Genomic DNA, 20810 nt, shown 5'->3' on the forward strand with positions numbered 1-20810 from the left:
GTTTCGCCCCCGATACCATCGGAACGCACCCTTAATCGCGACCCGTTCTCACGCGCGTCGCCTGAGCGACTCGGCTCGTGATCGACGCCCGTGAACCGAGCGCGGTCGCGAGTCGCGAATCGACGGTCGGCCGACGCTCGTCGCTCGCGCTGAATCGCGGGGGAGGTCGTCGGAGACGAGGTGGAAAAGGGCGGATCAGTTCGCCGCGTCGCCGTCGGCGTCGTCGTCGAGGGCGTCGCGCAGCTCGCGGCTCGCCGGGATCAGCACCCAGAACGTGAGCGCGCCGAGCACCATCACCCAGAAGAACGCGTCGCCGGCGACCAGCCCGACCTGGCCGTAGGCGCTCTCGATCCCCTCGGCCGGGTTGACCAGCTGCACGACGTCGTAGTACGAGGGCGTCCGGTACCAGCCGCCGAAGGTGAGCCAGCCGAGGCCACCGAGCGTGAACAGGGCGAACCCCTTCATGAACTCGTCTGCCATTACCTTACGATTCGCCGGAGCCGTCTTGAGACTTTCCCATCCCCCGGCCGCGGAACCGCGTCCCCAACACGTACACCGCCGTTCCCGCGACGATGAACGCGATGCCAGTGATCGCCAGCGCGGCGACGAGCGCGTCGTTCGACGGGTAGAGGCCGGCGCTGTTCAGGAGGTAGACGATCGTCGTCCGGACGAAGCTGATCTGCAGCGTCGCGGCGTCGACGAGCGTGAACCCGATCAGGTACGCGACGACGGCCGCGAGCGTCGAGAAGACGGTGACGGCCTTGTACAGGCGAAACGGGACGACGATCTCGCGGCCCTCCGGGCCGACGCGGGGACCGGTGGGCTCGCTTCGGGGGTCCTCCCGCTCGTCGGCGGCGATCGGGTCGCCCGTCTCGTCGAACGCCTGTGCGTCGTCGCGGTCGGTGGATGATGACATCGAGTAGTGGTGCGGCGGAAGAGAACCGGAACCGGGCGTTCGAGGCCGTTACTTCGGCGGGCGCAGCATGTAGTACCGCCGGTTCAGGTCGTACATGTACCCCTCACGCATCGTCTTCAGCACCGCGTAGGTGATGATGCCGCCGGCGACCGGCAGCATGAACGTCAGCGTGAGCAGCAGGTCGAGCGAGATCGGGAAGAAGTTCTGGACCGCGAGGCACGCGAGCGTGAACGCCAGGATGACCCCGGTCACGCCGACGGCCGCCCAGAACGGCTGCTCGACGGGGCGCCGCGCGCTCCCCTTGTTGAGGAACGGCACGAGCGTGATGACGCCGAAGACGACCCCGTGAGCCAGGATCCCGAGGAACTCGTTCGAGATGGCGATGTTGCCGCCGAGCACCGCCAGGCTCGGGTTGAGCGGGTTGAGCTTCAGCAGCCCGAACGACCAGTAGAGGTACCAGTCCGGCAGGATGATCGCCGGCGTCGAGCCGGGGTTCGCCGGCTCGCCGAAGTGGGCCGGCATCAGCGCCGCGACGAGGATCATGATCCCGACGAAGAAGCTCGTGATGGCGAGGTTCCGGATCGTCTCGTGGGGCCACGTCGGGAAGCCGAGCACGTCGCGCTCGACGTACGTCGACTCCGCGCGCAGGTCCTCGTCCTCGCGGCGGGAGCGCTCGAAGTACTGGTAGGTGAGCTGAGCGAGCCCGCTGGAGTGCTCCTTGCGCTCGGTCCAGGTCGGCGTCTCGTCGTCCGGCGGCACGGTCGCCGGCGGACCGCCGTCGGTGCGCGCCTCCTCGTCGGTGCCTCCGTCCGTCATGGGGGTGGTGTCGTCGGTCATTGGATTAGTGCGGCTCGGCGATCCCCTGCACCCAGACGATGCCGACGTGGAGCGCGATGAGCCCGGTCACCACGAACGGCAGCACGAAGACGTGCAGGATGTACATTCTCACGAGCGTCGCCTGTCCGAGGGTGAAGCCGCCGAACAGGAGCTGCGCCGCCCACTCGCCCACGATGGGGGTCGCGAGCGCCATCTCGACGCCGATCTGTGCGGCCCAGAACGACAGCTGCTTCCACGGGAGCACGTACCCGGAGAAGCCGAACAGGAGCGTCAGGCCGATGAGGACGATCCCGAGGATCCAGTTGACCTCGCGCGGCTCCTTGTAGGAGCCGGTGAAGTAGACGCGGAGCATGTGCAGGAACACCGCCGCGACCATGAACTGCGCCGCCCAGCGGTGGATGGAGCGGAGCATGTAGCCGAACTGGACGTCCGTCATGATCATGACGAGCGAGTCGTACGCGGCCGTCGGGTCGCCCTGCGCGGCGGCGCCGGCGGTCGACGGCGCGTAGTAGAAGCCGAGCAGCGCGCCGGAGACCGCCGCGACCAGGTACGCGATGATCGACAGCGATCCGAGCGAGTAGAGCGGGTACCAGTACCAGAACTTGTTGTCGAGGTCGTACTGCTCCGTGTGGCTCTTCGGCATCTGCATGTTCGCGCGGTAGTACATCGTCTCCAGGAGTTCGAGGTAGTCGACGATGCGGAGCCGCTTGTCGAGCCAGATGAGCGTGGTGAGGAACGCGGTCTCGATGACCGTCAGGTCCTGCTTCTTGAGCCACGCGTTGTGGTCCATGTCGTCTTGTTTCTTGAGGCTCATTGTGTCACTTCTTGTAGTACGGGTAGATCGCCCGCTTGACCGTCTCCATCGCGCCGCCGGTGTCGAGCTCGTTGCCGTCCTTGTCCTCCTCGCGGACGTAGAGGTCCTCCCACTTGCGGCGGCGCTTCTTCACGATCATCACGTCCGGGAGGAACTCCTTGCGGTACAGTAGGAGGATGAACGCGAGGTCGATGAAGATCATCGCCAACAGCGCGCCGGTGTACATGTTGCCGAACTCCGTCGAGGCCCAGGCGGACATGAGCCCGTAGACGAACAGCCCGACGAACACGACCTCGATGACGGTGAGGAGCACGATGGCGATCGCCGCGGCGGTGCTCTCGCGGGCCGGCTCGTACCGGTGGATGTCGCCGTACGAGGAGCCGCCGGAGCTCATTGCGCACCCCCGTGGCCGGTGTGGGCCGACTCGCCGTACTTCAGCAGGTAGAACGTGAACACGAACGTGAGCGAGATGCCGAGGATGGCGGCGATCCCGACCCAGTGCGCGTGGAGCGGCACGCCCACCTTGGCGATGTTCTCCGGCCACCCGTCGGACGCCCCGCCGACCTCGACGGTCGGGACGTCCCCGCCGACGGCGATGCCGCCGTGCATCCCCGTCGCGGTGTGGGGGACGCAGTGGTAGTGGGTGATGCCGGCGTCCTCCTCGGTCACCTCGTACTCGTAGGTGTACCCCTCCTCGCCGACCGGGTCGCCGCTGTTGAGACTCGCCGGACCGCCGTCGTCGACGGTCACGACGTTGTGCGCGCCGCCGTTCCCGGTCCACTCGAACGTGATCGTGGTGCCCGTGTCGACCCACAGCTGGGTCGGGTCGAACGCGAGCCCGCTGTCGCCCGCGCCGACCTGCACGGTCACCTCGCTCTCCCCGCGGGCGTCTCGGTACGACCCGAGGTTCCCGCCGGTGACCCCGCTCGGCCAGTCCGGTTGTTGCTCCTGTGCGGCGGCCGTTCCGGTCGCGCCCGCACCGGCCGCGACCGCGGCGGTCGCACCGCCGGCCGTCCGCACGAATTCCCGCCTTTTCATACAGGTTCACTCAGGACGGCGTGCGCTTAAACCCACCGACTGAATCCGTCGACGGGGGGAGGTTTACAGGCCCTCTATCCCGCGATATCGGCGCTTCACTCGTCGACCTCCTCCTCCTCTACGACCCCCCCTTCGACCGGCACGAAGTCGGGGCGCTCCTTCGCCTCGCGGAGGGCCCGCAGCCGGTCGCGGTACTCCTCCGAACGGAAGCGGTCCGAGAGCCGCGCGTTCGCCACCATCACGAACAGGAAGAGGCCGACGAGCAGGAACACGATCCCCATCGCCGGCGCCACGATCGTGTCGAGGTCGGTCAGGAACGTGGCCGCGAGCAGCGCCGCGCCGGCGAGCACCTGCACGACCGCGATCACCTGCACCATCAGGTTGCCGAACTCGCCGGACCCCTCGGGGACGGTGTCGGGGTGCGGGAGCGACCAGTCGTCCGGCGGCTCCGGCACGTCGTACGACTCCATCGCCGCCAGCGCGACGACCGGCTCGATGTCGCGCAGCACCGTCCCCTGCCCGGTCACCTCCCCGGTCGGCCGGACGATGGCGTACCCCTCGTCGGAGTAGACGAGGATCCGCTCCTCGCCGTCGGCGCGGACGCGCTCCAACACGCCGAACACCTCTCGGCCGGCGATCCGCGACTTGAGCTCCGCCTCGGCGCGTTCGAGCAGCCGGTCGCCCGTGATCCACGAGTCGGGGTCGAAGGCGGCGTCCCACTCGTCGGCGCTCATCCGGGCCATGTCCGACGGGCCGAAGTCGTCGAAGTCGTACTCCTCCTCGACGCGCCGCCTGAGCTCGTCGAGGTCGTCTGCGTCGCCCTCGACGGTCGGCTCCGTCTCGTCTCCGGGCCGATCGCCGTCGGAAGGGGTCTCGGCGTCGGAGGGGCTCTCGGCGCCGGAAGGGGTCTCGGTACCGGGAGACGCGTCGTCGCCGGAAGGGGTCTCGGTACCGGGAGACGCCTCGCCGCCGTCGGAGTCGCTCGGTTCCCGGTCCGGTCTCGGCTCCGGCTCCGAACCCGTCGAGGTGTCCTCCATCGTCCGCCCGTACGGACTCCGGACGCTAACTGTTTTCGTCCGCCGCCCGCGCCGCGACGTCGACCGCCCGGTCGCGTCGGCGAGGGCCCCGCTCGACGTGGGGGACGCCCGCGGCGACGAGCGGATCGGGGAGTTTTACGCGCCGGGGCCCGAAGCGTCGATCGATGGTAGACGAGTCGGTCTTCGCGGCGCTCGCCGGCCTCTCGGTGACGACGAGTCTCCCCTTCCTGCTGTACGGGGCGTGGATCATGATCGACGCCGAGACCGTGAGCTGGAACGTCCTCACGCACCACCTCTGGTATATCGGCACCGGGCTGGCGCTGACCACGGTCCCGATCGTCGGGTGGATGATCCCCCGCCTCTTCCGGCGGCTCTCCGGGCTCGCCGTGATCCACGCGTTCCTCGGACTGCAGGCGTACGCGCTGCTGGCGTTCGCGCTCACCGGTATCGTCCGGATCTTCCAGGCGAAGCGGAACGCCGACGCCTACGACGACCCGGACGTCGACATCGACGAGATCCACGAGGACATGAGCCACTGGCGCGCCCGGCTCCGCGTCGGCGTGGCGGGCTTCATGCTCCTCTGGCTCTGCGCGTGGGTGACGGGGCTCTACCGGTTCTACTCGATCCACGTGGCCCCGGCGATGTGAGGCGGGGCCGCCCGCCTCTCCGCCGTCGCATCGACCCCGTTTCGTCGACCGACAGCTTCAATCCCGTTTTGTCCCAAAGAGGGGTATCGTGGCAGTCACCTTCGACCTGTTCGGGACCCTCGTCGACGTCGAGTACCCCTCGGACCCCGCGGAGATCGTCGCGCGGGAGCTGGAGTCCCGCGGCGTCGCGGTGCCGGACGACTGGCACGTCGCGTACGGCGAGCGACACGTGGACGCCCCGGCGGGCGCGGAGGTGCCCCTCCCGGCCCACGTCGCGCACGCCCTCGACTCCCGCGGCGTCGACGCCGCGGAGAACGTCGTCCGACACGCCGTCGTCGCGGCGTTCGACCCGGACGTGGCCCGGCGCGACGGCGCCCGTGACGCCGTGCACGACGCGGCCGAGCGGGGGCCGGTCGGGCTCCTCTCGAACTGCGCCGTGCCGGAGCTCGTCTCCAAGACGCTGATCCGCGCGGGCCTCCGCGGCGAGTTCGACGCGGTCACGACCAGCGTCGGCTGCGGGTGGCGCAAGCCCCACCCGAAGGCGTTCGAGGCCGCCGCCGAGGCGCTCGACGTCGCCCCCGAGACGCTGATCCACGTCGGCGACGACCCCGCCACCGACGGCGGCGTCGCGGACGTCGGCGGTCGCTTCGTCGACGTGACGGAGACGCCGCTCCGCGCGCTGTCCGGCGAGCTGGAGGCGGAGCCCTGAGCCCGGACGGGCACGTCTCCGCGGCCCCGACCGATCAGTCGAACCGCCCGCCGAGCGACACGTATCCGAGGCCGAGCGTCGCGCCCCAGAGCACGTGACCGAAGAGGCCGATCGGCGGGAGGTTCGGCAGCGTCGCCGGGACGCCGACGGCCCGGAGCCAGACCGGCATGAGCAGCCCGGCGGCGACCAGCCAGAGCAGCGTCCCCCACCCGACGCCGGCGAGGCTCGCGCCGAGCGGACGGTCGAGGCGCGTCCGGGCGTCGGACCTGGACGCGACGGCGACGAACAGGAGCGCGAACACGACGCTGTGGAACAGGTGCGTGATCCAGCCGATCGCGACGTTCTCGACGCCGTACAGGGCGCCGATCACCGGGAGGACGCCGCTCGTCGACCAGTAGAGGCCCCCCATGGCGACGCCCGCGCCGATCCCCGCGACGACCGCCCGACGCAGGTCCGGGTACTCCACGCCGACCGCGGCCGCCGCCGCGTCGACGCTCGCACGGGGGAGCCGCACCGCGATCCGCGTCTCGTCGCCGCGATCGACCCGGATCGACCCGTCGTACTCGCCGACGAGGAGCGACGCCGCCTGCAGCGCGAACCCGTTCGTCGGGTCGTCGTACTCCGGAAACGAGCCGCGTTCGAGGACGTCGCGCTGTCGATCGGACGGCGGGGTCCCGTCGTCGACGACCGCCGCGGCGGCCGCGTGTCGCCCGGCCGTCGTCTCGATCCGGACGCGCTCGGCGCCGCGGACGTCGACGGCGTGTTCGATCAGCCGCTCGAACACCACCGAGAGCCGGTCGTCGGCCTCGACCGCGAGCGGCTCGGCGGGCTCGTCGCCCCCGGTGTCGGCGGACCCTCCGGCGTCGTCGCCGTCGGCCGGGGCGACGAGGTCGATCGACGCCGCCCGATCGGACGTCTCCCCGTCGCCGGCCGACTCGATCCCGGCGCGAACCGCCGCGGCGAGCGAGACCGCGTCGTCCGACCCGGCGTCGGCGATGGTTCCGACGCCGTCGACCGTCGACTCGATCCGCTCGGCGCCGCGGCGAATGGCGTCGACGGAGCGGTCGCGGTTCGCGTCGTCGCCCCGGAGCAGCTCGGCGTGGCCGTCGATGATCGCCGCGGCGTTCAACACCTCGTGACGGAGGAGCCGGTTGATGAAGCGCGCGCGGTTCGCGCTGCGCATGATCGCCGCCCGCCGCCGCCGGAGGGACGCCTTCCGGTGGCCGTTGACCATCCCGCCGATGGCGCCGGCGAGGAGGACGTTCGCGACGAGCAGCTGGGTCCCGATCGCCGCTCCGATCATGTCCACGCCGGTCGCCGCGACGGTGACGGCGAGCGCGGCCGTCATCGCGCCGGTCCCGAACAGGCAGCCCCGGCTGACGTCGGCGACGTACGCCGGGGAGAACGCGCCGACCCCGAGCGCGACGCCGGCGACGGCGACCGCGAGCCCGACCACCAGCGACCCGACGGTGGCGGCGACGGCGAGCGGTCCGCCAGAGAGCACGACCGCCTCCGCGACGAAGAACCGCGTGACGACGAACCCCAGTCCGGCGACGATCGGCCCCCCGTATCGGCCGAGGAGCCGGGTGGACATCGGCGGATCGCCGGCGACATCCGACATATCCGTCCCATTCCGGTGCGCAACGTATAACTACGGCGACGGGTCGCTCCACGACCCGTCGATCCGCCCCTCCGCCGCGAGCTTCTCCAAGTGCGCGACGACCGTCGCCCGCGCGAGGTCGGCGACGCCGGTCAGGTCCTTCTCGTACGCGGCGTCGACGACCGCGTCCACGTCGCTCGCGCCCTCCTCGACCGCCGCGAGGACCGCCCGCTCCCGGTCGAGCCGGTGATCGATCAGTCGGTCGCAGACCGCCTCGGGATCGTCGATTGCGGGACCGTGCCCCGGGTAGAGCCGGTCGTAGCCCGCATCGCGGACGCGTTCGAGGCTGTCGAGGTACCCGCGGAGGTCGCCCTCGGGCGCGCCCACGACGACGCTCCCCTCGGCGACGGCGAGGTCGCCGCAGAGGAGCTCCCGAGGCTCGGCGGCGTCGCCCCCGTCCCCGCCCGTCGGTCCGACCGCGAAGGCGACGTGGTCCGGTGCGTGGCCGGGCGTGTCGACCGCGCGGACGGCGGTCGGGCCGACGGGCTCCCCGCCCTCGAACGTCCCGTCCGGCTCGACGCCGGTCGCCTCCGCGAACCGCTCGACGTGGTCGGCGCGCGCGAGGACGGGCGCCCCGGTCAGCTCCGCGTACTCGGCGACCGCGCCGACGTGGTCCGGGTGGGCGTGGGTGACCGCGATCGCGTCGACCGCGGCGGCGTCCCCTCTCTCGTGGCCGCCGTCACCCACCCCGTCGACGCCGACCGCGGCGTCGAGCGCGTCGGTGCGGGCCGCGGGGTCGACGAGGAGTCCCGCCGCGACGTAGGCGTTCGTCGTTCCGCCGGGCGCGCGGGTGTCGACGGGGACCGGCACGCGCTCGACCGACGACTCCGGGTCCGGCGCCGCGGGCATCTCCTCAGTCCCCGCGACCGACGGAGGAGCCCTCGCGCCGGTCGAGCAGCGACCGCGCGGCCGGACCGGGCCCGGACCCGGCGCGCTCGCGGCCGGGGATCGGGACGTCCGTGTCGTCGGCGACGGCGAACCGCGAGAGGTCGGCCACGCCGGCGTCGACCTCCCCGACCGAGCCGTACGGCCGCCCGACGACGACGTCGCCGGCCTTGCTCCGGTTGATCCCGGGGATCGCCGTCAGCTCGTCCATCGACGCCGCGTTGACGTCGAGGGGGTACGGGACGCCCGTCACGGAGCGGTAGCCGTGGTCGGTGATCGCCACGTCGATGGCCGTGCCGAGCTCGCGCTCGCCGGGGACGGCGACGAGGAGGGCGTACGTGCTGAGCTGGCGCCCGAACGTCTTCCCGTCCTGGTGGTACTCCAGGTGGACGTCCGGGAGGACGGTCCCCGGCGGGACGACCCGGTCGAGCATCGGGTTGTCGACGGTCTCGCGCACCTCCCGCTTGTACGCCTGGAACCGGTCTTTGTGCTCCTGGGCGATGTCCGCGCCCGTCTCCGCCATCTCCGTGCCGGCGAACGCCATCACCTGCCGGATGTTGATCCGGCGGAGCATGAGCCCCTCGTCGTAGACGGTCTGGAGGAACCGCTTGTTGTGCTCGTACGTCTCCGGCCGCTCGCCGGCGAGCCCGTGGACGAGGTTGATCCCGGGCAGCAGCTTCGGGAGCCGCGGCGAGGCGTCGGGCCCGGTCGAGGGACCGGTCAGGCGGTCGTCGGGGCCGGGCGTCGCCTCCGGGTCGTCGCCCGGCCGCCAGCCGCCCTCCTCGTTGACGACGCGGACCGCCTCCAGGCACTCCTCGGCGGTGACGAGCAGGTTGTTCTGCTCCTGCACCACCGGGTCTGCCGACTCCAGCCCGAACGCGGCGGTGTCGCCGGGCGTGTTGTGCGCGGCGATGACCCGGATCGCCTCGCGGGAGGCCTCGGGGTAGTCGGTGATCGTCACCGGGTTCATGTTGTCGAGGTGGAGCGTCCGGAGGTCGGGCGCGACCTCGCGGATCCCGCCGTACAGCTCCCGGAGCGCGTCGGGGTTCGGCGCCTCGCCGTCGCCGCCGAACGCGAGGATGTCGGCCTGCCGGCCGAGCCGGAAGTGCCTGACTCCCCGGCCGGAGAGCGCGTCCACCTCGTCGACGACCGACCGCGCCTCGCGGAACGCCGGGTCGCCGTACAGCGGCTCGGTGCAGAACGAGCAGCGGTAGGCGCAGCCGCGGGAGGTCTCCATCTCGCAGATGAGGTAGTCGGGGTGGTTCGGGTGCTGCTCGACGACGAACGCCCCCTTCTCGGCCCACCGGTCGATCTCGGCGTTGTCGCGCATCCGGTTGCCGAACCCCTCTAACCCCTCGCGCACGAGGTCGTACGCGGCCGCCTCCACGTCGCCCATGGCGACGAAGTCGTAGTCGAGGTCGTCGCGCTCGGTCTCCGTCGCGCCCGCGTTCTCCTCGCCGACGCCGAACCGCACGGGGCCGCCGAGGAGGGTCACGCCGTCCGCGGTCCAGCCGAGCTCCCGGACCTCGTCCGGCTCGGCGGGGGTCCCGCCGACGTACTTCCCGGGGACCGTCATCCCGCCGACGTACACCATGAGGTCGGCGTCGGCGACGTCGGCGCGCTTCGAGCGGTCGTCGCGCAGCTCGTCGATCGTGTGATAGGTGATCCGCGACTCGGGGACGCCCGCGTCGACGAGCGCGCCGGCCGTGTACCGCGGGTACGTCGAGATGTACGGCGGCACGCCGAAGTGCGCCGGCTCGTCGACGTAGCCGTCGACGACGGTGACGGAGAGGTCGGCCGGATCGGGCGGGAGGGAGCCACGACCGGCCGCGGGCGAATCGGTCATGTTACGCCACTGTAGTCGGCCGAGACGGGAAAAGCGTGCGGAACGTCGGGGGGCGTCGGATCGCTTATGACGGAACGCGCGGAAGCGCCGACTATGCCCTCCGAGACGCCCTCCACCGGTGAGACGCGCTCGGGCGACGGTCCCCCCTCGGCCGCCGACGAGCCCTCTCGCTGGCAACGAGTCGGAAACGCCGTCTCGCTCGCCGCGCTCTGCGCGCTCGCCGCGATACAGTTCCTCGGTGCCGATCCCCGGCCGTGGGGGCTCGCAGCCGGCTGGGCCGCGGCGACCGCGATCGGCCTCGGACCGGTCGCGTGGCTCGTCCGCGACCGCCTCTCACCGGAACGCTACGAGACGCTGACCTACGTCGCCTTCGGCGCCGCGATCCTCGCTATCTCCGTCGGGCTGGGCGTCGCGCTCGCGTTCGGGGTCCCGTCTTACCCGTACGGTCCCGGCTTCCTCGCCGGCGTGGCGGTCGGCACCGTAGTCGTCACAGTCGCCGAGCGCGCGGTCGTCCCGGAGCGGCTCCGGGGAACGGCGGTGTGAGCCGGGAGCGATCGGAGACGAAACACGGCGAGTCGCGTTCGCGGGTCACCGGATTCGCGCTAGGCGTGAATCCATCCCTCTACGTCCGGCACGCCCTCCGGGAGTTCCGCTCCGCCGTCGACGTGCCATTTAAACGTCGAAAACGCGGCGACGAGGCTGTCAAACGCGTCGGCCTTGGAATCGCTCCCGATCAGATCGAACAGCTCGTCGGTCTCGCCGGCGTACGAGACGGACTCGCGGCCGAGTATCGACTCCGTGACTTCGCGTCGGAACTCCGGATCGTCGTTCTCGTCCTTGTACGTCTCCGAGTCGACGCCCAACCGCTGCTGCAGCGTCGCAGCCGGATACGTCTCCACGAGGGTGGTCTCGGCGGAGCGGCTCTCGTTACCGAACGGCCAGACCGTGACCTGTTCGGAGAGGACGAGCGGGCGAAGCAGATCCTGGACGCCGAAGTAGGTCAACCGATAGATGAACCGATTGTACGCACACAGCCCTCCGAACCGATCGTCACACCGGCGTTTGATCTCCTTCCGCTCCCCATCGGTTCGCAGCTGCGACCTGCCGTGACAGGTCTCTTGGAAGTCGCCCGGGCCGGAGAAATGAGTCGGAAACGCCTCCAGAAACTCGTGCCAGTCGTCCTCGACGACGATCGCCTCCGGAAGTGAGAACGGGAAATCCAACCCCGCGACGACGGGGCCGTCGTACGACAGGAGCTCGCGCCGAAGGGCGCGGTACGTCGCCCTTCGGCTCCTGGGACTCCCCGACAGTTCGGCGGCGGGGATCGGCTCCTCCAGCGCGACCGCTCCCTCGTCGACGGTTCCGCGGGTTATCCACGTGTGATTCCAGCCGTTGCTGCCGGAGGCGCTGACGTCTGCACCGATGATCCGCACTGAGGACCCCATGCACGGACGGCCGCCGCCACGCCGTTTAAGCCCTCGCCGACACAACGGCCTCGTATATGCCATCGACGATGGAGGTCAAGTGCGAGAGCGACGACTGCGAGCTCGACATGTTCGAGAACCACTACACGTACGACGTGCCCGACGACCACGCGGTCGAGGACCTGTCGTGTCCCTACTGCGGCGGGAGCGACCTCGCCGAGATCGAGGTGTGAGCCCGTGAGCGGATTCGTCGAGACGGGTCGATCGGTCGTCCGCCGCGTCCTCGAACGGGCCGGCCGCGGGTGGAGCAAGATGCAGGAGCGTCGGCCGCTCTCGTACGACCTCCTCGAGAGCGACGACGCCTACCTCGTCGTCTTCGACGCCCCGGGCGTCCGCGGCGAGGACCTGAACGTGACGTTCCTCGACCACACCGTCGAGGTCGAGCTCGACCGGTTCCGCGACTTCTACGACGGCTACGAGATGCTGTTCCCCGGTCGCGGCGTCTCGCTCTCCGGAACCGCCGACCTCCCACGCGACGCGAACGTCACGCCGGAGGGCGCGAACGCGACGCTGACGCGCAACGGAACGCTGCAGGTGGAGATCCCGAAGGACGACGACGCGCGCGACGTCGCGGTCGTCGAGGAAGGCGACGCCGACGAGCGCTGACGCCGACGAGAGCCGATTCCGACCCGCTCCCCTCCCGGTTCACTCCCCGACCCGTCCCTCGACGGACATCCCCTCCGCGATCTCGAAGGTCTCGTCGCCGTCGAACCGGTCGGGGTCGAACGCGCCGATCCACGGCGACTCGGGAGCGTCCGCTCCGGTCCCGTCGAGCGACGCCAGCACGCCCTCCGCGACGAGCTCGCCGACCGCCGGCGCGCGCATGAACCCGTGGCCCTGCCAGCCGGCGGCGACGAAGAGCGCGTTCGAGCCATCCACCGGGCCGACGAGCGGGTCGCCGTCGGGCGTCGCCGTGCAGAGCCCGGCCCACGCCCGCTCCGGGTCCGGGTCGGTCTCGCTCGCGGCCTCGACGCGCTCGCGGAGCGTTCCGGCGACGGAGTCGACGAACCAGTCGTCGGCCTCGCGGTCGTACCCGTCCGGGTCGGCCGGGACCGGCTCGGTCCCGTCGCCGGCCAGCAGCCCGGTCGGGTGCGGCCGGAGGTAGACGCCCGCGGTCGCGTCGTAGACCATCGGGCCGTCGTAGGGGGTCCGGGTCGTCAGCGCCTGCACGCGGTAGGGGACGACCGGGACCTCGACCCCGGCGCCGGCGAGGACGTCGGCCGTGTGCGCGCCGGCGGCGACGACGACCGCGTCGAACGCGTGGGTCTCGGTGCCGCTCTCGCCCCCCGCGTCGACCCGGAGGGCGGCGCCGTCGTCGCCAAGCAGCGAGACGGCCGTCTCGGTCTCGACGGCGACCCCTTCGCGGCGCGCCCGCCGACCCGTCGCCGCGACGTAGCTCGCGGGATCGCACCACCCCGCGTTCTCGGCGACCGCGGCGACCGCGAGGCCGTCGGTGGCGATCGGGAACCGGTCGGCGAGCGCGTCCGGGTCCGTGAGGGAGACGTCGCGGCCGTGCGAGCGCATCCGGTCGACCATCGCGGGGACGGCGTCGGCGTCGGGGTCGCCCTTCCGGACCGCGATCACGTACGGGCACGGCGAGAACGAGAAGCCGGGCAGCGAGCGGTCGAACGCTCGGAACCGCTCCATCGCGCGGGCGGCCAGCGCGGCGTCGACGTCCTCGGCGTACGCGTCGTACAGCACGCCGGCGGCGCGGCCCGAGCTCTCGGCGCCGAGCGAGCCGCGCTCGTAGAGCGTCACGTCGGCGCCGCGGGCCGCGAGGTCGGCGGCCGCGGTGACGCCGACCGCGCCGCCGCCGACGACCGCGACGGTCGTCGCACCCGCGTTTCGGTCGGACATACGTCAGGGGTCTGCGGCGGGACTCGAAAAGCCACCGGCGCCGACGATACGAGCTATGTATCTGCAACACTGTAACGCGGCGGCGCGCCTCCGAGCGGCCGCCGACGGCGGCCGTGAGGACCCCGCGAGGGACGCCGCGAGCGCAGCGAGCGGCGAGGCTGGGGAGGCGTGAGGTGCGGTCGCGGTACAGGGTGGGATTCAAAGGGGCAGCCGGCGAGGACGGCACAGGCGATGCAAGCACCGCAGGGAGCGAGCAAGGCGAGCGACCGAGGAGCGCAGCGAGCGTGTGCCGTCCTCGCCGGCTGGGGCTTTGGAGGGGTCTGCCGTCGAGCAAGCGTCAACCGATCATGAGCGAGCGGCCGGGACTTCGAAGCTGTCTGTCTAGTCAATGCCGTTCCCGTGGCTACGACCGACAAACCAATCGTTCGCTCCGTACCGACTCCACGCCTCGTCCGGCCGGGTGACACGCACGTCCCCGCCCACGTTATGGGCGTCGAGCCCGTGGATCGGGTATGAACCAACTCGTCGACGGCGAGTGGCGGACCGACGCGTACGAGGCGACGGACGAGGACGGCTCGTTCCAGCGCGGCGAGACGACGTTCCGGAACTGGATCGCCGGCAGCGACGTGCCCGACCATGTCGACGCCGAGCCGGACGAGCGGTTCCAGCCCGAGGCCGGCCGGTACCACCTCTACGTCTCCTACGCCTGTCCGTGGGCGCACCGCACCCTGCTCGCGCGGTCGCTGCTCGGCTTAGAGGACGCCATCGGCGTCTCGGTCGTGGACCCGTACCGCGCCGAGGACGGCTGGCAGTTCACGCCGGAGAAGGACGGCTGTACCCCGGACCACCTCCACGGCAGCGACTACCTCCGCGAGCTGTACGTCGCGGCCGACCCCGACGCCACCTGTCGGGTGACCGTCCCCGTGCTGTGGGACACCGAGGAGGAGACGATCGTCAACAACGAGTCGCGCGAGGTCCTCCGGATGCTCTCGACCGCGTTCGACGACCTCGGCAACGGCGTCTCGCTCCTGCCCGACGTCGACGACGAGGCGACCGTCGCGGACGTGGACGAGGTCATCACCGAGATCTACGAGCCGGTCAACAACGGCGTCTATCGCGCCGGCTTCGCGAAGTCCCAGGAAGCGTACGACGAGGCGATCGACGACCTGTTCGACGCCCTCGACCGCTGGAACGACCACCTCGCCGACCGGCGCTACCTCGTGGGCGACTCCCTCACCGAGGCCGACATCTGCATGTTCACCACGCTGATCCGGTTCGACCAGGTGTACCACACCCACTTCATGTGCAACCGGCAGTACATCCACCAGTACGAGCACCTCTGGCCGTACCTCCGCGACCTCTACCAGACGGAGGGCGTCGCCGAGACGGTGAACATGGACCACATCAAGGAGCACTACTACACGACGCATCCGGACGTGACCCCCTCCGGGATCATCGCGCGCGGCCCGGACCTCGACTGGGAGGCGCCGCACGACCGCGAGCGGCTCGGCGGCGAGGCGCCGACGCCGACCGCCGACGACTGAGCGTCCGGCGACCCGGTCACCACAGCCTTATTATTCCCCGAATTACCTGATCGGACGTACGCCTCGACCGAACCCGTCGGAGACGACGCCGACTGCCGGACATCTCTCCGGCTTCCCTCCATCAGTTCATCGCATGACCACGCGCTTACGGAACTGGCTGCTCGGACTCACGGTGGTCGCGCTGCTCGCCGCGCCCGCGGGCGACCTCCTCGACATTACGCTTCTCGTCAGGGTCGCCGTCCCGACGTTCTTCCTCGCCGCGGCGAGCCTGTTCGCGGTCATGACCGTCACGAAGCTCCTCGACGCCGTTCGGTCGTCCGGACCGGACATGCACGACCCGACTCGGACCGAGTAGACCGATACTCGGTCACATTGTACCACGCTGATCGTTTATAAACGAATGACGGCAGATCGACCGTGGACTCCTCCAAAGCCCCAGTCGCGAGGACTCGCGCGGCTCGCTGCGCGCTTCGGTCGCTCGCTCCGCTCGCTCCCTGCAGTGCTTACCGCGCCGTGCTTCGTCCTCGCGACTGCCCCTTTGAACCCCACCCCGCCCCGCACCGCGACCGCACCTCACACCTCCCCAGCCTCGCGGTTCGCGCTCTCCGAGCGCTCACCGCGTCCAGCGAGGGACGGGAGGTCCCTCTGGCAGCCGGCGCGTAGCGCCGGCGACCTCGCGCGTGCTCCTCGGCCGCGAGGCGGCCTCGGAGGCACGCGCCACCGCAGTTCGGTTTATAAACAGTCACTCTCATACATCGTCCGTCCTAGGTCGCCCTCGGCGACAACGGCTTCAAGTGCGCGCTCGTCCGACCGGATGTAAGCAATGGAGCCGCCGAACATCGAGCGGTTGGACGAGCGCACCGTCCAGCGCATCGCGGCCGGCGAGGTCGTCGAGCGCCCGGCGAGCGTCGTCAAGGAGCTGATCGAGAACAGCCTCGACGCCGGCGCGAGCCGCGTCGCCGTCTCGGTCGAGGCCGGCGGCACCGAGGGGGTCCGCGTCCGCGACGACGGCGTGGGGATCCCGGCCGACCAACTGGAGGCGGCGGTCGCCGAGCACGCCACCTCGAAGATCGGCGACATCGAGGACCTCGATCACGGCGTCGGCACCCTCGGCTTCCGCGGCGAGGCGCTGTACACCGTCGGCGCGGTCTCGCGGCTCACCGTCCGATCTCGTCCCCCCGGCGCCGACGCGGGCGCCGAGATCACGGTCGAGGGCGGCGAGGTCGGCGAGGTCCGACCCGCGGGCTGTCCCGCGGGGACGACCGTCGAGGTCGAGGACCTCTTCTACAACACCCCCGCTCGCAAGAAGTTCCTCAAACGGACTGCGACCGAGTTCGACCGGATCAACACGGTCGTCACGGGCTACGCGCTCGCGAACCCCGACGTCGCGGTGTCGCTGGAGCACGACGGCCGCGAGACGTTCGCGACCGAGGGGAACGGCGACCTCCGGTCCGCGGTCCTCGCCGTCTACGGCCGCGAGGTCGCGGAGGCGATGGTGGACGTGGAGTGGGAGCCGAGCGACTCGGACGTCGACCCGCCCGTCCGCCGCGTCACCGGCCTCGTCTCGCACCCGGAGACGACGCGCTCGACCCGCGAGTATCTCGCCACCTACGTCAACGACCGGTACGTCACCGCGAGCGCGCTCCGCGAGGCGGTGCTGGAGGCGTACGGCGGCCAGCTCGCCCCCGACCGCTACCCCTTCGCGGTGCTGTTCGTCGAGGTCCCGCCGGGCGACGTCGACGTGAACGTCCACCCGCGCAAGCTGGAGGTCCGGTTCGACGAGGAGCCGGCCGTGCGCGCCGCGATCGAGGAGGCGGTCGAGGCGGCGCTGCTCGACCACGGGCTGATCCGCTCGACCGCGCCGCGCGGGCAGTCGGCGCCGGACCAGACCGAGATCGACCCCGAGAGCCGCGAGACCGAGGCCGTCGGCGGCGCCGGGACCGACCACGAGCGCGCGGCGCTCGGCGACCGCGACGGCGAGAGCGGCGGCGCCGACGGCGGCGGCGCGGAGACTCCAGACGAGACCCCGACCGGCGCCGCCGAACTGGACCCGACCGACGACGACGCGTGGGCGGTCGGCGACGCGGGCTCGGCGGGCGATATCGACGCCGGCGACTCCGCTCCCGACTCGGACGGGTTCAGCGGGCCGACCGATTCCGCCGACTCCGCCGACCGCCCCTCGCCGCGGAGCTGGCAGTCGGATCCGGACGACGGAGGGGAGAACGGGAGGGACGGTGGCGTTGACGCCACCGAGGCGGTCGCCGGGGAGGCTGACGGACTCGACCGGTTCGCTGGCGGCGACGACGCCGCCTCCGGGACGGACGACGCCTCCGACGCGCCGGACGACCGACGGGACCCGCCGACCGAGCCGCGCTCGGCCCCGACCGCCCAGCGGACTCTCGCCGGCGACACCACCGACGCCGCGGAGCGGGCCTACGAGTCGCTCCCGCCGCTTCGGGTGCTCGGCCAGCTTCACGAGACGTACGTCGTCGCGGAGGCGCCGGACGGGCTCGTGCTGATCGACCAGCACGCGGCCGACGAGCGGGTGAACTACGAGCGGCTGCGGGACGCCTTCGCCGACGGCGCCGACGCGCAGGCGCTCGCGGAGCCGGTCCGGGTCGAGCTCACCGCGCGGGAGGCGGCGCTGTTCGACGACTTCGACGACGACCTCGCCGCGATCGGGTTCCGCGCCGAGCGCGCGGGCGAGCGCGAGGTGGCCGTCGAGTCGGTGCCGGCCGTCTTCGACGCCGCGCTCGACCCGGACCTCCTCCGCGACGCCCTCTCGGCGTTCGCGGGCGACGCGGCCGCGGGCGACGAGCCGGTGACGGACGTCGTCGACGAGCTGCTCGCGGACCTCGCGTGTTACCCCTCGATAACGGGGAACACCTCGCTGACTGAGGGCCGGGTCGTCGACCTGCTCGACCGGCTCGACGCCTGCGAGAACCCCTACGCCTGCCCGCACGGCCGCCCGGTCGTGATCCGGCTCGACCGCGACGAGATCGGGTCGCGCTTCGAGCGCGACTACCCCGGCCACGCCGGCCGGCGCGCGGAGTGACGGGGTCGATCGCCGGCCTCTCCGAGGCCCGAGTTCGGCGACGGTCCGCGTTCAGTTATCAGAATTGATTCGTTTGGGTACGTGACTTATTTACCGGTCCGTGGAAGCGCGGGGTATGGGCGTGACAGGAGTCAAACGCAGTTACGGTCTCAAGCTGGGCCTCGGATACGTGGCGACGGGCGGGTTCGTCGTCGCCGTCGGGCTGGTGACCGGCGAGGTGAACGCGACCATCGTCGCGGCCGTCGCCGGCCTCCTGACGCTGGGGTCGATCAACGCGGCCGAGACGATCGCCAGCGTCACCGAGATCGGTGTCCAGACGCGTCGCGTCGCCGAGGGCGACATCGACAGCGAGGTGCGCTCCACCCGGACCGACGAGTTCGGTCGGCTCGCGGAGTCGATCGAGGAGATGCGGGTCTCGCTGAAGTCGCGGCTGGTGGAGACGGAACGCGCGCAGGAGGAGGCCGAGGCCGCGCGGACCGAGGCGACGGAGATGGCCGAGCGGTACCGCACCACCGCGGAGCGATACGGCGACGTGATGGAGCGGGCGGCCACCGGCGACCTCACGCAGCGCGTCGACGTCGACGACGAGAACGAGGCGATGGCGACCGTCGGCGAGTCGTTTAACCGGATGATGGACGACCTGCAGGACACCGTCGAGACGGTGGCCGCGGTGGCCGACCGGATCGAGACGGACGCGGGCGAGATGGCCGAGATGAGTAACGAGGTCGAACAGCGCGTCGCCGGCGCGACGGGGAGCGCGGCGACGATCCGCGGCCAGGCGAAGGACCAGCGCGCGGAGCTCGAGTCGATCGCGGCCGACATCGAGACCGTCAGCGCGTCCGCCGAGGAGATCGCGGCGACCGTCGACGACCTGTCGGACCGGAGCGAGACGGTGGCGGAGACGAGCGACGACGCCCGCGACTCCTCGCAGCGCGCGTTAGAGGAGATGGCCGAGGTCGAATCCGAGGCTGAACGCGCCGTTGACCGGGTCGAACGGCTCGAAGAGGGGATGGACGAGATCACGGAGATCGTCGACATCATCGGCGAGATCGCGGAACAGACGAACATGCTCGCGCTTAACGCCTCCATCGAGGCGGCCCGGGCGGACGGCTCCGGCGACGGGTTCAGCGTGGTCGCCGAGGAGGTGAAGGGCCTCGCGGAGGAGACGCAATCACGCGCGAACGAGATCGACCAGATGATAGACGACATCGCCGACCAGACCGAGGCGGTGACGGTGTCGATCCGGTCGACCCAGGAGCGCGTTCAGAGCGGGACCGACACCGTCGAGTCGACACTCTCCGACATCGAGGCGATCGCCGACTCGGTCGACGAGATCAGCAGCTCGCTGGCCGAGATCCGGCGGACGACCGCCGACCAGGCCGACACGGTACAGGACACCGCCGGCTCGGTCGACGAGATCACCGAGCTCAGCACCGAGACCGCGGAGACCGCGGAGGAGGCCGCGGCGGAGGTACGGGAGGGACAGTCGGTCGTCGAGGACGTGTCCGACTCGCTGCGCGAGTTCCAGACCGACGCCGTGACGACGCTCCAAGACCGGGTCGCGGCGTTCACCGTCGAGGGGGACGGGCCGGCGTCGGACGCTCTGCCCGTCGACTCCGGGACCCCGCGCTCGCGGGCGACGACTGACGGGGGTGCGCGATGACGGCCGCCGTCACCGCCGCCTACTGGCTCGCGGCGCTCGGATTCCTCGTCGGTGTCGGGATCACCGCGGTGCTGTACGCGACGCTGACCGATTCGCGGGACCGCGCCAGACTGGCCGCGCTGGCGGTCATCCCGGGGTTCGCCGGGGTCGCCTACGCCGGTATGGCGCTCGGGGTCGGCACGGTGACGATCAACGGGACCGAACTGGTCGGGCTGCGCTACGCCGATTGGCTCGTCACCACGCCGCTTCTGGTCGGCTTCATCGGCTACGTCGCCGGGGCTTCCCGGCGCGCCATCGCCGGGGTGATGGTCGCCGACGCGCTGATGATCGCGTTCGGTGCCGGGGCCGTCGTGGCCGACGAGTCGCTCAAGTGGGCGTTGTTCGCCGTCTCCGCGGGCTTCCACCTCTCGCTGTTCGGGTACCTGTACGTGGTGTTCCCGCGGTCGGTCCCGGACGACCCGATGCAGCGGGGACTGTTCAGCCTGCTCAAAAACCACGTCGGGCTGTTGTGGCTGGCGTACCCGTTCGTCTGGCTGATGGCCCCGTCGGGCATCGGCTTCACCGGCGCGGTCGGCGCGGCGCTGACGTACGCCTTCCTCGACGTGCTGGCGAAGGTGCCGTACGTCTACTTCTTCTACGCACGTCGACAGGCGTTCACCGACGTGGTGTCGGCCGCGTCCGCGAGCCGCGACGACGCGCCCGCCGCGGCCGCCGACGACGCCCCCGCCGCGGCCGACTGACGGCGGGCGCCCGTCCCGCCGTCGACTCGACCCGCCGTCGCCTCGCCCGGCCATCGCCCCGACCGCGGAGAGGTACGT

22 protein-coding genes are annotated in these 20810 nt (G+C 71.3%); 10 read left to right on the forward strand and 12 right to left on the reverse strand.

The annotated features are described in order from the left end of the window. Positions 1 to 195: 195 nt before the first annotated feature. From ACFQMF_RS04300 to ACFQMF_RS04330, 7 genes are all read right to left on the reverse strand, one after another. On the reverse strand, positions 196 to 480 hold the full coding sequence (locus tag ACFQMF_RS04300; RefSeq protein ID WP_256408782.1) for a DUF7314 family protein: 285 nt from the start codon (positions 478 to 480) through the stop codon (positions 196 to 198). Between the two features lie 4 nt (positions 481 to 484). Next, a complete protein-coding gene (locus ACFQMF_RS04305) occupies positions 485 to 916 on the reverse strand; it encodes a DUF7315 family membrane protein (protein WP_256408781.1) in 432 nt (143 codons plus the stop codon). A gap of 48 nt (positions 917 to 964) precedes the next feature. Further along, the gene (locus ACFQMF_RS04310) at positions 965 to 1753 is read right to left on the reverse strand and encodes a cytochrome b family protein (RefSeq protein WP_092563346.1); all 789 of its coding nucleotides are present in this window, start codon (positions 1751 to 1753) and stop codon (positions 965 to 967) included. A gap of 4 nt (positions 1754 to 1757) precedes the next feature. Continuing rightward, positions 1758 to 2567 carry a cytochrome b gene (locus ACFQMF_RS04315; RefSeq protein WP_092563348.1) on the reverse strand — a complete coding sequence of 270 codons (810 nt, stop codon included), beginning with the start codon at positions 2565 to 2567 and terminating at the stop codon, positions 1758 to 1760. A gap of 4 nt (positions 2568 to 2571) precedes the next feature. Then, entirely contained in the window at positions 2572 to 2961 is a 390-nt protein-coding gene (locus ACFQMF_RS04320; protein WP_256408780.1) for a DUF7318 family protein, read from the reverse strand. Further along, positions 2958 to 3605 (reverse strand): halocyanin domain-containing protein, encoded by a 648-nt coding sequence (locus ACFQMF_RS04325; RefSeq protein ID WP_256408779.1) that lies wholly within the window; start codon positions 3603 to 3605, stop codon positions 2958 to 2960. Before ACFQMF_RS04325 ends, ACFQMF_RS04320 begins: the two co-directional genes overlap by 4 nt. Before the next feature lie 95 nt (positions 3606 to 3700). After that, complete coding sequence (locus tag ACFQMF_RS04330) at positions 3701 to 4642, reverse strand: DUF7319 domain-containing protein (RefSeq protein WP_256408778.1); 942 nt, start codon at positions 4640 to 4642, stop codon at positions 3701 to 3703. 164 nt (positions 4643 to 4806) lie between these two features. Here ACFQMF_RS04330 and ACFQMF_RS04335 point away from each other — a divergent pair, with 164 nt between their 5' ends. Next, complete coding sequence (locus ACFQMF_RS04335; protein ID WP_256408777.1) at positions 4807 to 5289, forward strand: DUF7321 family protein; 483 nt, start codon at positions 4807 to 4809, stop codon at positions 5287 to 5289. A gap of 88 nt (positions 5290 to 5377) precedes the next feature. Next, on the forward strand, positions 5378 to 5998 hold the full coding sequence (locus ACFQMF_RS04340) for an HAD family hydrolase (protein WP_256408776.1): 621 nt from the start codon (positions 5378 to 5380) through the stop codon (positions 5996 to 5998). A gap of 34 nt (positions 5999 to 6032) precedes the next feature. Here ACFQMF_RS04340 and ACFQMF_RS04345 read toward each other — a convergent pair whose 3' ends face one another. The 3 genes from ACFQMF_RS04345 to ACFQMF_RS04355 are packed head-to-tail and all read right to left on the reverse strand — an operon-like array spanning position 6033 to position 10389. Further along, entirely contained in the window at positions 6033 to 7619 is a 1587-nt protein-coding gene (locus ACFQMF_RS04345; RefSeq protein ID WP_379791617.1) for a hypothetical protein, read from the reverse strand. 30 nt (positions 7620 to 7649) lie between these two features. Beyond that, positions 7650 to 8507 carry an MBL fold metallo-hydrolase gene (locus ACFQMF_RS04350; RefSeq protein WP_256408774.1) on the reverse strand — a complete coding sequence of 286 codons (858 nt, stop codon included), beginning with the start codon at positions 8505 to 8507 and terminating at the stop codon, positions 7650 to 7652. Between the two features lie 4 nt (positions 8508 to 8511). Next, on the reverse strand, positions 8512 to 10389 hold the full coding sequence (locus tag ACFQMF_RS04355; protein ID WP_256408773.1) for a radical SAM protein: 1878 nt from the start codon (positions 10387 to 10389) through the stop codon (positions 8512 to 8514). Between the two features lie 93 nt (positions 10390 to 10482). Between ACFQMF_RS04355 and ACFQMF_RS04360 the strand changes: the two genes are divergently transcribed. Beyond that, on the forward strand, positions 10483 to 10932 hold the full coding sequence (locus ACFQMF_RS04360; RefSeq protein WP_256408772.1) for a hypothetical protein: 450 nt from the start codon (positions 10483 to 10485) through the stop codon (positions 10930 to 10932). A gap of 59 nt (positions 10933 to 10991) precedes the next feature. Here the strand turns inward: ACFQMF_RS04360 and ACFQMF_RS04365 are convergent, their stop codons facing one another. Continuing rightward, entirely contained in the window at positions 10992 to 11834 is an 843-nt protein-coding gene (locus ACFQMF_RS04365; RefSeq protein ID WP_256408771.1) for a hypothetical protein, read from the reverse strand. A gap of 56 nt (positions 11835 to 11890) precedes the next feature. On the opposite strand from ACFQMF_RS04365, the gene ACFQMF_RS04370 reads away from it, so the two are divergent. Beyond that, the gene (locus tag ACFQMF_RS04370) at positions 11891 to 12046 is read left to right on the forward strand and encodes a DUF7559 family protein (RefSeq protein WP_008004573.1); all 156 of its coding nucleotides are present in this window, start codon (positions 11891 to 11893) and stop codon (positions 12044 to 12046) included. Between the two features lie 4 nt (positions 12047 to 12050). Beyond that, entirely contained in the window at positions 12051 to 12479 is a 429-nt protein-coding gene (locus tag ACFQMF_RS04375; protein WP_256408769.1) for an Hsp20/alpha crystallin family protein, read from the forward strand. 39 nt (positions 12480 to 12518) lie between these two features. On the opposite strand, the gene ACFQMF_RS04380 is transcribed toward ACFQMF_RS04375, so the two are convergent. Continuing rightward, the gene (locus ACFQMF_RS04380; protein WP_256408768.1) at positions 12519 to 13730 is read right to left on the reverse strand and encodes an NAD(P)/FAD-dependent oxidoreductase; all 1212 of its coding nucleotides are present in this window, start codon (positions 13728 to 13730) and stop codon (positions 12519 to 12521) included. Positions 13731 to 14242: 512 nt separating this feature from the next. On the opposite strand from ACFQMF_RS04380, the gene ACFQMF_RS04385 reads away from it, so the two are divergent. From ACFQMF_RS04385 to ACFQMF_RS04405, 5 genes are all read left to right on the forward strand, one after another. Continuing rightward, a complete protein-coding gene (locus ACFQMF_RS04385) occupies positions 14243 to 15274 on the forward strand; it encodes a glutathione S-transferase family protein (protein ID WP_256408767.1) in 1032 nt (343 codons plus the stop codon). Positions 15275 to 15407: 133 nt separating this feature from the next. Continuing rightward, positions 15408 to 15629, forward strand: a complete 222-nt coding sequence (locus ACFQMF_RS04390; protein ID WP_256408766.1) for a hypothetical protein — start codon at positions 15408 to 15410, stop codon at positions 15627 to 15629. A 468-nt stretch (positions 15630 to 16097) separates the two neighbouring features. After that, entirely contained in the window at positions 16098 to 18329 is a 2232-nt protein-coding gene (gene mutL, locus ACFQMF_RS04395; RefSeq protein WP_256408765.1) for a DNA mismatch repair endonuclease MutL, read from the forward strand. Positions 18330 to 18444: 115 nt separating this feature from the next. Then, a complete protein-coding gene (locus ACFQMF_RS04400; RefSeq protein WP_256408764.1) occupies positions 18445 to 19992 on the forward strand; it encodes a methyl-accepting chemotaxis protein in 1548 nt (515 codons plus the stop codon). Next, positions 19989 to 20732, forward strand: coding sequence for a bacteriorhodopsin (locus ACFQMF_RS04405; protein ID WP_256408763.1), 744 nt, complete (start codon positions 19989 to 19991; stop codon positions 20730 to 20732). Before ACFQMF_RS04400 ends, ACFQMF_RS04405 begins: the two co-directional genes overlap by 4 nt. Positions 20733 to 20810 lie beyond the last annotated feature (78 nt).

It is taken from the genome of Halorubrum rutilum, assembly GCF_042665015.1.
GTDB classification, from domain to species: Archaea; Halobacteriota; Halobacteria; order Halobacteriales; family Haloferacaceae; genus Halorubrum; species Halorubrum rutilum.